This is a genomic window from Streptomyces sp. NPDC058664 (assembly GCF_042716635.1).
Taxonomy (GTDB): Bacteria; Actinomycetota; Actinomycetes; order Streptomycetales; family Streptomycetaceae; genus Streptomyces.
Genome location: NZ_JBHXRW010000018.1, coordinates 130,818 through 144,901, shown reverse-complemented (window position 1 = coordinate 144,901; position 14,084 = coordinate 130,818). Strand labels below are relative to the sequence as shown.

The following is a 14,084-nucleotide window of genomic DNA, read 5'->3' as shown; positions in this document are numbered from 1 at the left end:
AACCCACCACCCCCCCACCTTGCGCTCCCCCGGCCCCCCCCCCCCCGGGCCTGCGCGTCCGGGGCGCGGCCCCCCCCCCCCCGGGCCCCGCCCGCCCCCCGCCCCGCTGTCCGTACGACTCGCTGGAATCGGTACGACTCCGTGCGCGACTCAGTGGAAGAAGTGGCGCGTCCCCGTGAAGTACATCGTCACGCCGGCCTTCTTCGCGGCCTCCACGACCAGCTCGTCCCGCATCGAGCCACCGGGCTGCACGACCGCCTTCACGCCGGCCGCGGTGAGGATCTCCAGGCCGTCCGGGAAGGGGAAGAAGGCGTCCGACGCGGCGTAGGAGCCGGCCGCCCGCTCCTCACCCGCGCGCTCGACCGCGAGCTTCGCGGAGTCGACGCGGTTGACCTGACCCATGCCGACGCCGACCGAGGCGCCGTCCTTGGCGAGCAGGATCGCGTTGGACTTGACCGCGCGGCAGGCCTTCCAGGCGAAGGAGAGCTCGGCGAGCTCCTCGGCGGAGAGGGCCTCACCGGTCGCCAGGGTCCAGTTCGCCGGGTCGTCGCCCTCGGCCTGGAGGCGGTCGGTGACCTGGAGGAGCGCGCCGCCGTCGATCGGCTTGACCTCGACCGGGTTGGCCGGGGCGCCGTCGGCGCGGAGCACACGGATGTTCTTCTTCTTGGCGAGGACCTCGACCGCGCCGTCCTCGTACGCCGGGGCGACGATGACCTCGGTGAAGATCTCCGCGACCTGCTCGGCCAGCTCGACCGACACCGGACGGTTGACGGCGATGACGCCGCCGAACGCGGACAGCGGGTCGCAGGCGTGCGCCTTGCGGTGGGCCTCGGCGACGTCGGCGCCGATCGCGATGCCGCACGGGTTGGCGTGCTTGATGATCGCGACGCAGGGCTCGGTGTGGTCGTACGCGGCCCGGCGCGCGGCGTCGGTGTCCGTGTAGTTGTTGTAGGACATCTCCTTGCCGTGCAGCTGCTCGGCCTCGGCGAGGCCGCCCGTGCCGTCGACGTACAGCGCGGCGCCCTGGTGCGGGTTCTCGCCGTAGCGCAGGACGTTGTTCCGCTCGTACGTGGCGCCCAGGAAGTCGGGGAAGCCGCTGTCGTCGGCGGCCGCGTAGTCGTCGGCGAACCAGGAGGCGACGGCCACGTCGTACGCGGCGGTGTGCTGGAAGGCCTCGCCGGCGAGCCGCTTGCGGGCGGTCAGGTCGAAGCCGCCGGCCTTGACGGCGGCGAGCACGTCGGCGTACCGCTCCGGACTGGTGACGATGGCCACGGACGGGTGGTTCTTGGCCGCGGCGCGGACCATGGACGGGCCGCCGATGTCGATCTGCTCGACGCACTCGTCCGGGGTGGCGCCGGAGGCGACCGTCTCGCGGAACGGGTAGAGGTTCACGACGACCAGGTCGAAGGGCTCCACGCCGAGCTCGGCGAGCTGCTCGCGGTGCGACTCCAGGCGCAGGTCGGCGAGGATGCCGGCGTGCACGCGCGGGTGCAGCGTCTTGACCCGGCCGTCCAGGCACTCGGGGAAGCCGGTCAGCTCCTCGACCTTGGTGACCGGCACCCCGGCTGCGGCGATCTTCCCGGCCGTGGAGCCGGTGGAGACGAGCTCGACACCGGCCTCGTGCAGACCGCGGGCCAGCTCTTCGAGCCCCGTCTTGTCATAGACGCTGACCAGCGCGCGGCGGATGGGCTTAACGGTGTCCGTGTTCACCGACATGAACCTTTCGTCCCTCAATGCGGTAGCCGTGCCGGGCGAGACGCCCCACGACGTCGACGAGCAGCGAGCGCTCGACTTCCTTGATGCGCTCGTGCAGAGCGGCTTCATCGTCCTCGTCCCGCACCTCGACCACGCCCTGGGCGATGATCGGGCCGGTGTCGACACCGTCGTCGACGAAGTGGACGGTGCACCCGGTGACCTTCGCGCCGTAGGCGAGGGCGTCACGCACCCCGTGGGCACCGGGAAAACTGGGCAGCAGGGCCGGGTGGGTGTTGACGACCCGGCCACCGAAGCGGGCGAGGAACTCCTTGCCGACGATCTTCATGAAACCGGCCGAGACGACGAGGTCCGGCTCGTAAGCGGCGGTGGCCTCGGTCAGGGCGTGGTCCCACAGCTCGCGGGTGGCGTGGTCCTTGACCCGGCAGACGAAGGTGGGCAGCCCGGCGCGTTCGGCGCGCTCCAGACCGGCGATGCCGTCGCGGTCGGCGCCGACGGCGACGATCTCCGCGCCGTACTCGGGGTCCGCGGCGATGCCGTCGAGGAGGGCCTGCAGATTGGTACCGGAACCGGAGACCAGGACGACGAGACGGGCGGCAGCCACTGGGTCACTCTTTCCGTGGTGTTTGTACGGTCGTACGAACGAATCGTGCCGCTCGATACGGGGAACCCTACGAATGGCTCGACCGTCAGCAACGATACCGGCACACGGGACGGCCCCCACGGGACGGGGGCGGAGCAGGGCGGTAGCGTCAGGGTCCGACGCCGACGCACGCCTCCCGGCCGACCCCGGTCGGCCACCCGGGCGGCGTAGCGGACGAGCGGCACCCAGCAGCACCGAGCAGTACGCAGCAGCAGACGAGACAGCAGCGGAGACCACGGGCGCGGCCGTGGTCGAGACGACAGAGGGAAGACGTTCAGCAGATGCCGGAACGCCAGTCCACGGACGACAACAACCCGTTCGCTCCGCCGCCCGAGGGCCGGCCGGATCAGCCGTGGCAGCCACGGCGACCGGAGGGCTCGGACGACGAAGCGTCCGGGGCCCCGGACTCGTCGGGGCCGTCCGACGGCCGCTGGAGCCCGCGCCAGCCGGGCCCCTCGAACGACGGCTTCGGCCGCGGACCCGAGCGCCAGGGCGGTCAGGGCGGCCCGGACGGCCCGGACGGCGGGAACAATCAGGGCGGGAACGACCAGGGCGGGAACGGGCGCCAGGGGCTCCGCTGGGATCCGAAGGACCCGGCGCAGCGGCGTGCGCGGTACGCGATCCTCGCCGGCATGTGGGCCTTCTTCTTCGCCATCTTCGAGATCCCGGAACTGGCTCTGCTCCTCGGTGCCCTGGGCCTCTACTGGGCGATCAGCTCGCTGCGCACCAAGCCGAAGCCGGCGACGGAGCTGTCGCCGACATCACAGCCGGAGTCCGCCCCGACGTCTCAGCCCTCGGGACGGCCGTCGGGCCGGCCCTCCGGACAGGGCGCTACGGCGACCCCGCTCCGCTCGATGCGCACGGCCGCGATCAGCGGCCTGGTCGCGGCGAGCGTGGCGCTGATGATCGTCGCGATGGGCTTCACCATGCGGCTCGTCTACAGCGACTTCTACGAGTGCCGCGACGACGCCCTCACCCACGCGGGCCAGCTGGCCTGCAACGACCTCCTGCCGAAGCCGCTCCGCGCGGGCTTCGGGGTCCGGGAGTAGCGGGGTGGCCCCTGCGTCGGGAACAGGGGCCGGGCCTTGCGCCAAGAGCAGAGGGCCGGCCCCTGCGTCGGGAGCAGGGGGTCGACCCCGGCCAGGGAGCGGCGAGCCCGGAACCAGCGGGGCCGGTCCTTGTCAGGGCGGCGGCGGGGAGGATTCCCAGGCCGCCGGAAGGTAGTCGTACGGCTCGAAGGCGGAATCGCCGTACGGGTCGTCGTCGAGCCCGAGATCGGAGGCCGAGGAGGCCGACCGGTCACCACCGGCCGACCTGACCCGGTCCGCGCCCGACCGTCCCTCTTCGGACGCGGACCCGCCGGGGGCGGGCGGGGACATGCCGGAACCGAGCACGGTTCCGAGGCCGGAGACGAGCGCCCGTACGGGGCTGGAGGCCGAGGCCGGTACGGGACCGGCGCCCGGGTCCTGACCGGCCTCGGGGCCGGTGCCCGGGGTTGAGCCGGGGCCTGCGTGAGGGCCCGGAGCGCGGCCGTCGTCGGCCACCACCGGACCGTTCCTTGCCGCCGCCCCTGCCCCTGCAACCGCTCCCGCGCCTGCCGGGGACGGGGGCGCCGGCACCCGAGGGGGCTTCGGGCGGAGGGCACGGCGTCCCCAGGCCCGTACTCCCAAGGCCACCGGGACGCCCAGACAGGCACCCCACAGGACCGTCGCCACGCCCGTCTGCCACCACACCGGGCCGAACACGGAAAGCCTGCCGGTGCCCAGCGCGCCGCCCGCCGCGCCCGTGAGGACGGCGACGGCCGCCCCGCACCCCCCGGCGGCGCCCAGCGCCGCGAGCGCCGTGTCCCGCGCCGCCCAGGTCCGCGCCGGACGGCCCACCCGCAGGCCCTGGACCACCGCGGCGGCCAGCGGGGCCGCCGCGGCCGCCCAGTGGAGCCACGTCCCGCGCCCCTCGGCGGGCAGCGCGGCGAACAGCGGGAAGGGGGGCACGGCCGGGTCGCCGACGAGACCCAGCGGGGTCGCGAGCGCGCCCGTACCGAGGGCGAAGCCCGGCCCGAGGCCGTACGCGGCCCCCCATACGGCCATGTTCGGCAGCAGCGCGAGGACGAGCAGCAGGACCGCCACCCGCCCGGACCACTCCCCCGCCAGGCCGGTGTACGCGGCCTGCGCCTCGCGCGCGTGCCAGGCCAGCGACACCGCCGCGGCCACCGCTCCGCCGCCGAGCAGCGTCACCAGGCCGAGCCCGGCCGCGCGCAGGGCGACGACCGCCTGCCGCTGCCCGGGCAGCGGGCGGCCCAGCGCCGTCCACACCCCGGCACCCGCCGCGCCCGCGACGACGGCGGGCAGCCAGAGCCCGGCGGTGACCAGGTCCGCGGGCAGCGGGCCGCTCGCGCTGTAGACCACGACCACGGCGGCGACCAGCAGGTATCCCCCGGTCACGGCGGCGAAGGCGCCGCTCGCGGAGGGACGGGGCCGGTCGCCGTCGCCACCCGTGTCGAGGGTGTCGCGGGCGGCCCGGTGGACGAGCCAGACCGGCAGGGCGGCCAGGAGCAGCGGGACGACGCCGAGGGGTGCGGGCAGGCCGGACAGGGTGTCCGTACGGACCAGGTCCACCCCGTGGGCGAGCAGCCACAGCCCGGCCGTGAGGTGGAGGGCGCCGCCGGGGCCGCTGTCGGGGTGCGGGGAGCTGATCCAGGCGGCGACCACCAGGACCGCGAGGGCGCCGAGACCGAGTCCGGCGGCGACCCCGCCACGGACGCAGGCGGTGGCGAGCGCGGCGGAACGGCCGCCCTGGACCAGGGGGTGCTCGGTCACATGGGTCACGGAGCCATGCTGCCAACGACACGCGCTTTTGCCCCGTAACAGGCAAACATCCGTTGTGTCGCTCAAGATACGTTTATGTACTTTTCCGCCCAGAGCAGCTCTGCGGGAGGTCGACGCCGATGAGCCGGAGCACAGCGGATTCCGCCCCCTCCGCCACCCTGCCGACCCCGAAGGAGCGGCGCAGGTTGCGTGAGGCCCTCGCCCTGAGCGAGGAGCAGGTCGCCGAGGCCATGGGCGTCACGAAGGCCACGGTCAAGTCGTGGGAGACCGGGCGTTCGGCGCCACGGGGCCGCAAGCGTGAGGCGTACGCGAAGCTGCTCGGCTCGTACGAGCCCGACGGCGCCGCGCCCTCTCCGGAACAGCCGGCCGGGTCCCCGCCACCGGAGCCACCGACACACGAACGGCCGAAGCGAGAACCGCAGGCCGAGCCGACGGGAACGCGGTCGGCGGCACAGGCACAGGAAGCGGAGACGCGGGCGCCGGCGTCCGGGGCCGCTCCGTCGTCCCCGCTCCGGGCCTCGCCCGCCGGCTCCGGCAACGTCCGGCCCAGGGCCGCCGCCAAGCGGGCCCCCAAGCCGCCACGGGTCCTCCCTCCGACCACCGCTTCCGGCCCCGCGCGCAAGGGCACTCCTCAGCCGCAGGAGCGCCTGAAACCGGTGGCGGCGGAGACGGCGGCCCCTGAGCCTGCGGCGCCCCCCGCCGTACCGGGACTCACCCCGGAGGAGGCCTTCGACGCGCTCTACGGACACGCCGCGCCCGGCCTCGTCCACCAGACGTACCTGCTGACCGGCCGTCGGAGGCTCTCCCGCGAGGCCGTCGAACACGCCTTCCACCACGCCTGGCAGCACTGGCCCGAGGTCGCCGTCGACGCGGACCCGGTGGGCTGGGTGCGGGCGGCGGCGTACGAGTACGCCCTCTCCCCCTGGCACCGGCTGCGCCGGGTGCACAAGCACCCCGACGCCCCGCCGACCGAGGCGAACCGCAGGGCGCTGCTCGCCGCACTCCTCGAACTGCCGCCGCCGTACCGCCGTACCGTCCTGCTCTACGACGGACTCGGCCTCGACCTGCCGGAGACGGCGGCCGAGACCGAGGCGAGCACCCCCGCCGCCGCCAACCGGCTGCTGTACGCCCACACGGTCCTCGGGCAGCGGATCCCCGAGCTCGCCGACTCGGAGGCCCTGCACCGGCGGCTCGGCGCGCTGGTCACGGAGGCGCCGACGGTGACCCTCCCGGCGGCCCGCGCGGTCCGGACGGGCAGCGAGCGTCTGGCCCGTACGTGGACGCGGGCGGTCCTCGGTGTGACGGCGGTTCTCATCGGCGTGACGGGCTTCACGGCGGTGACCGCGCCGACCCGGTACATCCCGGTGAACGCCCCCGGCGAGACCGTCAACGGCGTGCCGGTGCGCGGCGGCCCGCAGAAGCTCCGCCCGGAGGACGTGGAGCTCCGCGACCGGCTGCGCTCCGAGCCGAACCCGGGTCCCGAGCGGCTGGTCCCGGCGGCGGAGTAGGTCCGTTCGTCGTACTCCGCCGTACGTACGTGAGAGGGCCCCGCCCCTCCCGGGAGACCGGGTGGGGGCGGGGCCCTCTCATGTACTGCTACCGCCTGTCGGGCGCTGTCGGGCTGCTGTGCGCATCAGCCCGTTCAGCCGGCCCAGCCGTTCAGCCGGTCCAGCCTGTTCAGCCCGCGAGGATGGCGCGCGCCAGCTTGGCCGTCTCGGTCGGCGTCTTGCCGACCTTGACGCCCGCGGCCTCGAGGGCCTCCTTCTTCGCCTGGGCGGTGCCGGAGGAGCCGGAGACGATGGCGCCGGCGTGGCCCATGGTCTTGCCCTCGGGCGCGGTGAAGCCCGCGACGTAGCCGACGACCGGCTTGGTGACGTTGGCCTTGATGAAGTCGGCCGCACGCTCCTCGGCGTCGCCGCCGATCTCGCCGATCATGACGATCAGGTCGGTGTCGGGGTCCGCCTCGAACGCCGCGAGGGCGTCGATGTGCGTGGTGCCGATGACCGGGTCGCCACCGATGCCGACGGCGGAGGAGAAGCCGATGTCGCGGAGCTCGTACATCATCTGGTACGTCAGCGTGCCGGACTTCGAGACCAGGCCGATGCGGCCCGGCTTCGTGATGTCGCCCGGGATGATGCCGGCGTTGGACTGGCCCGGGGTGATGAGACCGGGGCAGTTCGGGCCGATGATGCGGGTCTTGTTGCCCTTCGCCTGCGCGTACGCCCAGAAGGCGGCGGAGTCGTGGACGGCGATGCCCTCGGTGATGACGACCGCGAGGGGGATCTCGGCGTCGATCGCCTCGACGACGGCGGCCTTCGCGAACGCCGGCGGGACGAAGAGGACCGAGACGTTGGCGCCGGTCTCCTTCATCGCCTCGGCGACGGAGCCGAAGACCGGGACCTCGGTGCCGTCGAAGTCGACGGTCGTGCCGGCCTTGCGCGGGTTCACGCCACCGACGATGTTGGTGCCGTCGCCCAGCATGAGCTTGGTGTGCTTCATGCCCGTGGCACCGGTCATGCCCTGGACGATGACCTTGCTGTCCTTGGTCAGGAAGATAGCCATGGTGTTCTGACCTCGTCCCTTACTTCGCAGCCGCGAGCTCGGCGGCCTTGTCGGCCGCGCCGTCCATGGTGTCCACGCGCTGCACGAGCGGGTGGTTCGCGTCCGACAGGATCTTGCGACCCAGCTCCGCGTTGTTGCCGTCGAGGCGCACGACCAGCGGCTTGGTGACCTCTTCGCCCTTCGACTTCAGGAGCTCCAGGGCCTGGACGATGCCGTTGGCGACCTCGTCACAGGCGGTGATGCCACCGAAGACGTTGACGAACACGGACTTGACGTCCGGGTCGCCGAGGATGATCTCCAGGCCGTTCGCCATGACCTCGGCGGAGGCGCCGCCGCCGATGTCGAGGAAGTTGGCCGGCTTCACGCCGCCGTGGTTCTCACCGGCGTACGCGACGACGTCCAGGGTCGACATGACCAGACCGGCGCCGTTGCCGATGATGCCGACCTCGCCGTCGAGCTTGACGTAGTTGAGGTTCTTGGCCTTGGCGGCAGCCTCGAGCGGGTTGGCTGCGGCCTTGTCCTCGAGCGCCTCGTGCTCGGGCTGACGGAAGTCGGCGTTCTCGTCGAGAGACACCTTGCCGTCCAGCGCCAGGATGTCGCCGGAGGCGACCTTGGCCAGCGGGTTGACCTCGACGAGGAGCGCGTCCTCGGCGACGAAGGTCTTCCACAGGGTCACGAGGACCTCGGCGACCTTCTCGGCCACGTCGGCCGGGAACTGCGCCAGGGCCACGATCTCGCGGGCCTTCTCGATGTCGACACCGGTGTTGGAGTCGACGGGCACCTTCGCGAGCTTCTCGGGGGTCGTCGCGGCGACCTCCTCGATGTCCATGCCACCGGCGACGGACGCCATGGCGAGGAAGGTGCGGTTGGTGCGGTCGAGGAGGTACGAGACGTAGTACTCCTCGAGGATTTCCGGAGCGGTCTCCGCGATCATCACCTTGTGGACCGTGTGGCCCTTGATGTCCATCCCGAGGATGTCCGTCGCGCGGGCGACGGCCTCGTCCGGGGTGGCGGCCAGCTTGACGCCGCCGGCCTTGCCGCGGCCACCGACCTTCACCTGCGCCTTGACGACCGACTTGCCGCCAAGACGCTCGGTGGCCTCGCGCGCCGCCTCAGGCGTGTCGATGACTTCACCGGCCAGCACCGGTACACCGTGCTTGGCGAAGAGGTCCCTCGCCTGGTACTCGAACAGGTCCACGCGCGTCCGTCCCTTTTCTGATGATCGCGGTTCGTTGTCTGCGTGGGCGTGCCGCGAAGGGCAACGTGACTGCTCAGTGTCACAAGGAAGGCGTACACGGTGTCCGTGGACGCGGCATGTCCGTCTCGCAGGTTATCTCCGAGGGGCGTGGGTCCCTAAATCGCAGATCACAACAGGGCGGTGATACGGGTCACAGACCGTAGGGGCGGCAAGGCCGTGCGTAGGGGGTGGAGGGCGGGGACGTGCGGCGTTCACGGCAGGCGGGGCCTGGGCTCCCGGCCCCTCACGACGCGCCGGGGATACGAGTGAGGGGCGTTCCGGCGGCTGTGTGATATGGACCTCAGTCGCGCCTCGGGCACCCGTGCGGGTGGTCCCGCGACGACGGATTCCGCACCTCCGGGGCGGGCCGGGGTGGCCGGCGCCGGCCCGGGCCGTCAGTCGGCGGGGATCGGCAGGGGGCGCTTCTCCAGGGCGGCCGCCATGACCTCCGGGAACAGATCGGGGGTGCAGGCGAAGGCCGGGACCCCGAGCGCGGCGAGCGCCGCCGCGTGGTCGCGGTCATAGGCCGGGGCGCCCTCGTCGGAGAGGGCGAGCAGCGCGACGAACTGGACGCCGGACGCCTTCATCGCCGCGACCCGCTTCAGCATCTCGTCACGGATGCCCCCCTCGTACAGGTCGCTGACGAGGACGACGACGGTGTCGGCCGGACGGGTGATCTTCGACTGGCAGTGGGCGAGGGCGCGGTTGATGTCGGTGCCGCCGCCGAGCTGGGTGCCGAAGAGGACGTCGACGGGGTCGTCGAGCCGGTCGGTCAGGTCCACGACGGCCGTGTCGAAGACGACGAGCCGGGTGGCGATGGACCGCATGGAGGCGAGCACCGCGCCGAAGACGGAGGCGTGGACGACGGAGGCGGCCATGGAACCGGACTGGTCGACGCAGAGCACCACCTCCTTCCGTATCCCCCGGGAGGCGCGCCCGTGACCGATGAGCCGCTCGGGGACGACCGTGCGGTGCTCGGGCAGGTAGTTCTTGAGGTTGGCGCGGATCGTGCGGTCCCAGTCGATGTCCCGGTGGCGGGGCCGGCTGATCCGGGCGGAGCGGTCGAGGGCGCCGGTGAGCGTCGTACGGGTGCGGGCGGCGAGGCGCTTCTCCAGGTCGTCGACGACCTTGCGCACGACGGCCCGTGCCGTCTCCCTGGTCGTCTCAGGCATGGCCCTGTGGAGGGAGAGCAGAGTGCCGACCAGGTGGACGTCCGCCTCGACGGCCTCCAGCATCTCCGGTTCCAGGAGGAGGGTGGCGAGGCCGAGGCGGTCGATCGCGTCGCGCTGCATGACCTGGACGACGGGGCTGGGGAAGTACGTCCGGATGTCGCCGAGCCAGCGGACGACGGAGGGCGCCGACGCGCCGAGGCCGGCGGAGCGGTCCCGCCCGGTGCGGTCCCCCTGTCCCTGGTGTCCGTAGAGCGCGGTGAGCGCTCCGTCCATGGCGGCGTCGGTTCCGGTGAGGGCCCGGCCGGTGCCGTCGGCGTCCCCGCCGCCGAGGACGAGCCGCCAGCGGCGCAGCCGCTCGTCGTCCGCGCCTCCCCCGCGGGTACGGGCGCCCATGCCGGTGCCGGCTTCCGTGCCGGTGCTGGTGTCGGCGCTCATGCCATGACCTCCGTGCCGAGGACGAGGTGGAGGAGGGGCAGCACGGCGTCCGCCCGGTCCCGGTCGGACGTGGCGGCGAAGCCGGGGACCCGGGCCGCCGCGTGTCCGGGGCCGCCGCTGCCGGGGCCCCGGGCGACCAGCTCGCCGAGGGTGCGGCGTACGCCCGGCTCGTACCCCGAGAAGGTGCGGCGCAGCAGCGGCAGCACATCGGTGAACGCCTCGGCCGGAACGCTCGTGAGCCAGGCGTCGACCAGGCCGAGGAGCCGCTCGTCGTGGACGAGCAGCAGTCCGCCGCCGGAAGCGCCGCCGACGAAGCCGTCGATCCAGGCGGCGGCGTCGGGCGGCGGGGTGCCGGGGGAAAGAGAGCGGCTCATGAGTAGGGCGGCCTCTTCGTCGGCGAGCCGGCCCTCGTCGAGGAGGAGCCGGGCGGCCCGGCCCCTGAGGACGCCGGGGACCCGGTCGCGGTCGGCGAGCCGGCGCAGGACACCTGCCCAGCGCTCGGTCGGACCGGCCGCTCCCGGCAGCAGGGCCACGGCCTGGTGGACCTCGTCGATCCGTTCGCGCATGGTGGCGGCCGCGTCGGTGTCGAGCCCGGCGCAGGCGGGTGGCAGGCCGACGCAGATCCGCTCGACGAGGCCGGCGGCGACCTCGGCGAGGGCCGCCGTCCCGGTGCCCCGCACGTCGCCGTAGCGCAGCGAGCGGGCGAGGGCCGGAAGGGCCTGGGCGAGGTGTGCGACGTCGGTGTCGAGCGCGGCCCGGTCGGCGAGCGCCCGCATCACGACGGGGAGCGCGTCGGTGAGCCCGGCGAGGAGGCACTGTTCGGCGAGGGCGGTGACGTCGGCGAGGACGGTCGCCGACATGGCGCGGGCGTGGGCCCTCGCGGTGGCGGCGGCCTCGACGGTGGTGCCCCAGACGCCGGCCTCGGCGACCTGGACGTGCTGCTCGGGCTCCCAGCGCAGCCGCCAGGTCTCCCGGAAGGTGCCGGTGCCGGCGCGTCCCGCGGCCGGTTCGCCCCAGTGGACGCCGAGGAGCCGCAGCCGGTGCAGCAGCCTGCTGCGGTCGCCGTCCATCTCCTTGCGGAGGTCGAGTGCGAGGTCGCGCTCGGTGGCCTCGGGCTTGAGGCGCAGGGTGCGCCGGCGGCGGGCCAGGTCCCGCTGGAGGGGTACGGCGGGGGCGGCGGCCGGGACCTCGCCGAGGACGTCTCCGACGACGAGGCGGTCCCTGACGAGGTCGAGCGGCACGTCGGAGCCCTCGCACAGGACGGCGCGGACGGCGTCGGTCGTCTCGTCGAGGCCGGGGAACGGCCGGCCGCGCAGGGCGGCGAGGGTCTCGGCGAGCCGGACGGCCTCGATGACGTGGGCGGAGGAGACGAGGTGGTCCTCGGCCCTGAGGAGTCCGGCGACCTTGGTCATCCAGCGCTCGACGGGCCGGTCGGGGGCGGCGAAGAGGTGCCCGTACCAGCCGGGCGAGTCGATCCCGGCGCCGTATCCCGAGCGGCGGGCGAGCCTGCGGTGGGTCCAGGGGACCCAGGTCAGCTCGGTCTTCACCTTGGGCAGACCCTTGAGCAGGGCCCGGTCGGCGGCGACGGTGGTCCTCCGGGCGAGGGCGGGGACGTGCCAGGCGCCGCAGACGACGGCGACGGCGTCGCCGAACTCCTTGTGGGCGGCGCGGAGCTGGAGCCGCATGTACGCCTCGCGGACGAGGTCGCGGGGGTGTCCGCCGTGTCCGTACGCCTCGCGGAGTGCGCCCATGGCCTCGGCGAGGGCCTCGAACGGGGCGGTCGGGTCGCCGTCGCCGCGCAGTTCGACGGCGTCCTCCCACCAGCGCTCGGCGTTCTCGTACCCGGCGGCCGCGGCGAGTTCGGCGACGGGGTCGATCGGCGCTCCGCTCCCGGACACCTCGTCCTCGCTGTCGTCCCAGGTGGGGTCGGAGGCGGCGAGGGTGTGCGCGGCGGGCAGGTCGACGAACCGGACGGCGGCGCCCCGGTCGAGGGCCCAGCGGATCGCGACCCACTCGGGCGAGAACGCGGCCATCGGCCAGAAAGCGGCCCGCCCGGGGTCGTCCACGGCGTGGGCGAGCAGGGCGACCGGCGGTCGCATGTCGGGGTCCCCGGCGAGCGCGACGAGGGCGTCGGCCTCGGCGGGGCCCTCGACGAGCACCACGGCGGGCTTCTCCGCCTCCAGGGCGGCCCGCACCCCCCGCGCCGACCCGGGCCCGTGGTGCCGCACCCCGAGCAGCAGCGGACCGCCACCGCCCCGGCCCGTGGCGGGGGGCGTCATACGCTCACCTCGCGGCAGGCGCGGTAGAAGTCCTTCCAGCCGTCCCTCTCCCTGACCACCGTCTCCAGGTACTCCTGCCAGACGACCCGGTCGGCCGCCGGGTCACGGACGACCGCGCCGAGGATGCCCGCCGCGATGTCCGAGGGGCGCAGGACGCCGTCGCCGAAGTGGGCGGCGAGGGCGAGGCCACCCGTGACGACGGAGATGGCCTCGGCGGTGGAGAGCGTCCCCGAGGGGGACTTGACCCGCGTCCGTCCGTCGGTGGTGACCCCGTCGCGCAGCTCGCGGAAGACGGTGACGACCCGTCGGATCTCGTCGACACCCGCCGGGACGGCCGGCAGTTCCAGGGAGCGGCCGAGCTGCTCGACGCGGCGGGCGACGATGTCGACCTCCGCCTCGGGGGTCGCGGGCAGTGGCAGGACCACCGTGTTGAAGCGGCGGCGCAGCGCGCTGGAGAGCTCGTTGACTCCGCGGTCGCGGTCGTTGGCCGTGGCGATCAGGTTGAAGCCGGGGACGGCCTGCACCTCCTCGCCCAGTTCGGGAACGGGGAGGGTCTTCTCGGACAGGATCGTGATGAGCGTGTCCTGGACGTCCGCTGGGATGCGGGTGAGTTCCTCGACGCGGGCGGTCGCGCCCCGTGACATCGCCCGCATCACGGGGCTGGGCACCAGGGCGTCCCGGCTGGGGCCGTGGGCGAGGAGCCGGGCGTAGTTCCAGCCGTACCGGACGGCCTCCTCGGGGGTGCCGGCGGTGCCCTGGACGAGGAGGGTGGAGTCGCCGCTGACGGCGGCGGCGAGGTGCTCGGAGACCCAGGTCTTGGCGGTGCCGGGCACGCCGAGGAGGAGCAGTGCCCGGTCGGTGGCGAGGGTGGTGACGGCGACTTCCACGATACGGCGCGGTCCCACGTACTTGGGTGAGATCACCGTCCCGTCGGGAAGGGTGCCGCCGAGGAGGTAGGTGGCGACGGCCCACGGCGAGAGGCGCCAGCGGGCGGGGCGGGGCCGGTCGTCGGCCGCGCCGAGCGCGGCGAGTTCGTCGGCGAAGGCGTGCTCCGCGTGCGGCCGCAGGACCTCGGTCACGGGCTGCGGCCGCCCCGGTCCGGCGTCCGTCTCGACACCGGAACCGGGCTGCGCGATGGTTTCGGGCACGGGCATGGATCCCCCTCCAGATCGTTCGACCTGCTGTGTGATCCACCGTGCACCATGCCACTGACAATCG

10 protein-coding genes are annotated in these 14,084 nt (G+C 73.8%); 2 read left to right on the top strand and 8 right to left on the bottom strand.

What is annotated here, in order from left to right:
• Nucleotides 1–150: 150 nt before the first annotated feature.
• On the bottom strand, nucleotides 151–1,716 hold the full coding sequence (purH, locus tag ACFWUY_RS17215) for a bifunctional phosphoribosylaminoimidazolecarboxamide formyltransferase/IMP cyclohydrolase (protein WP_384108209.1): 1,566 nt from the start codon (nucleotides 1,714–1,716) through the stop codon (nucleotides 151–153).
• On the bottom strand, nucleotides 1,691–2,317 hold the full coding sequence (gene purN, locus ACFWUY_RS17210) for a phosphoribosylglycinamide formyltransferase (RefSeq protein WP_384108207.1): 627 nt from the start codon (nucleotides 2,315–2,317) through the stop codon (nucleotides 1,691–1,693). The genes purH and purN overlap by 26 nt, the downstream gene beginning before the upstream one ends.
• A gap of 320 nt (nucleotides 2,318–2,637) precedes the next feature.
• On the opposite strand from purN, the gene ACFWUY_RS17205 reads away from it, so the two are divergent.
• On the top strand, nucleotides 2,638–3,405 hold the full coding sequence (locus ACFWUY_RS17205) for a hypothetical protein (RefSeq protein ID WP_384108205.1): 768 nt from the start codon (nucleotides 2,638–2,640) through the stop codon (nucleotides 3,403–3,405).
• Between the two features lie 132 nt (nucleotides 3,406–3,537).
• Here the strand turns inward: ACFWUY_RS17205 and ACFWUY_RS17200 are convergent, their stop codons facing one another.
• Complete coding sequence (locus ACFWUY_RS17200) at nucleotides 3,538–5,181, bottom strand: DUF6350 family protein (RefSeq protein WP_384108203.1); 1,644 nt, start codon at nucleotides 5,179–5,181, stop codon at nucleotides 3,538–3,540.
• Between the two features lie 119 nt (nucleotides 5,182–5,300).
• Between ACFWUY_RS17200 and ACFWUY_RS17195 the strand changes: the two genes are divergently transcribed.
• Nucleotides 5,301–6,689, top strand: coding sequence for a helix-turn-helix domain-containing protein (locus tag ACFWUY_RS17195; protein ID WP_384108201.1), 1,389 nt, complete (start codon nucleotides 5,301–5,303; stop codon nucleotides 6,687–6,689).
• A 169-nt stretch (nucleotides 6,690–6,858) separates the two neighbouring features.
• Here ACFWUY_RS17195 and sucD read toward each other — a convergent pair whose 3' ends face one another.
• The 5 genes from sucD to ACFWUY_RS17170 all read right to left on the bottom strand — a co-directional run bounded on the left by sucD (nucleotide 6,859) and on the right by ACFWUY_RS17170 (nucleotide 14,020).
• The gene (gene sucD, locus ACFWUY_RS17190; protein WP_015035673.1) at nucleotides 6,859–7,743 is read right to left on the bottom strand and encodes a succinate--CoA ligase subunit alpha; all 885 of its coding nucleotides are present in this window, start codon (nucleotides 7,741–7,743) and stop codon (nucleotides 6,859–6,861) included.
• A 19-nt stretch (nucleotides 7,744–7,762) separates the two neighbouring features.
• A complete protein-coding gene (gene sucC, locus ACFWUY_RS17185; protein ID WP_384108199.1) occupies nucleotides 7,763–8,941 on the bottom strand; it encodes an ADP-forming succinate--CoA ligase subunit beta in 1,179 nt (392 codons plus the stop codon).
• Nucleotides 8,942–9,375: 434 nt separating this feature from the next.
• A complete protein-coding gene (locus ACFWUY_RS17180; RefSeq protein WP_384108217.1) occupies nucleotides 9,376–10,545 on the bottom strand; it encodes a VWA domain-containing protein in 1,170 nt (389 codons plus the stop codon).
• Between the two features lie 38 nt (nucleotides 10,546–10,583).
• Nucleotides 10,584–12,866: a DUF5682 family protein gene (locus ACFWUY_RS17175; protein ID WP_384108197.1), complete on the bottom strand. Its 2,283-nt coding sequence runs from the start codon at nucleotides 12,864–12,866 to the stop codon at nucleotides 10,584–10,586.
• Entirely contained in the window at nucleotides 12,863–14,020 is a 1,158-nt protein-coding gene (locus ACFWUY_RS17170; RefSeq protein WP_384108195.1) for an AAA family ATPase, read from the bottom strand. Before ACFWUY_RS17170 ends, ACFWUY_RS17175 begins: the two co-directional genes overlap by 4 nt.
• Nucleotides 14,021–14,084 lie beyond the last annotated feature (64 nt).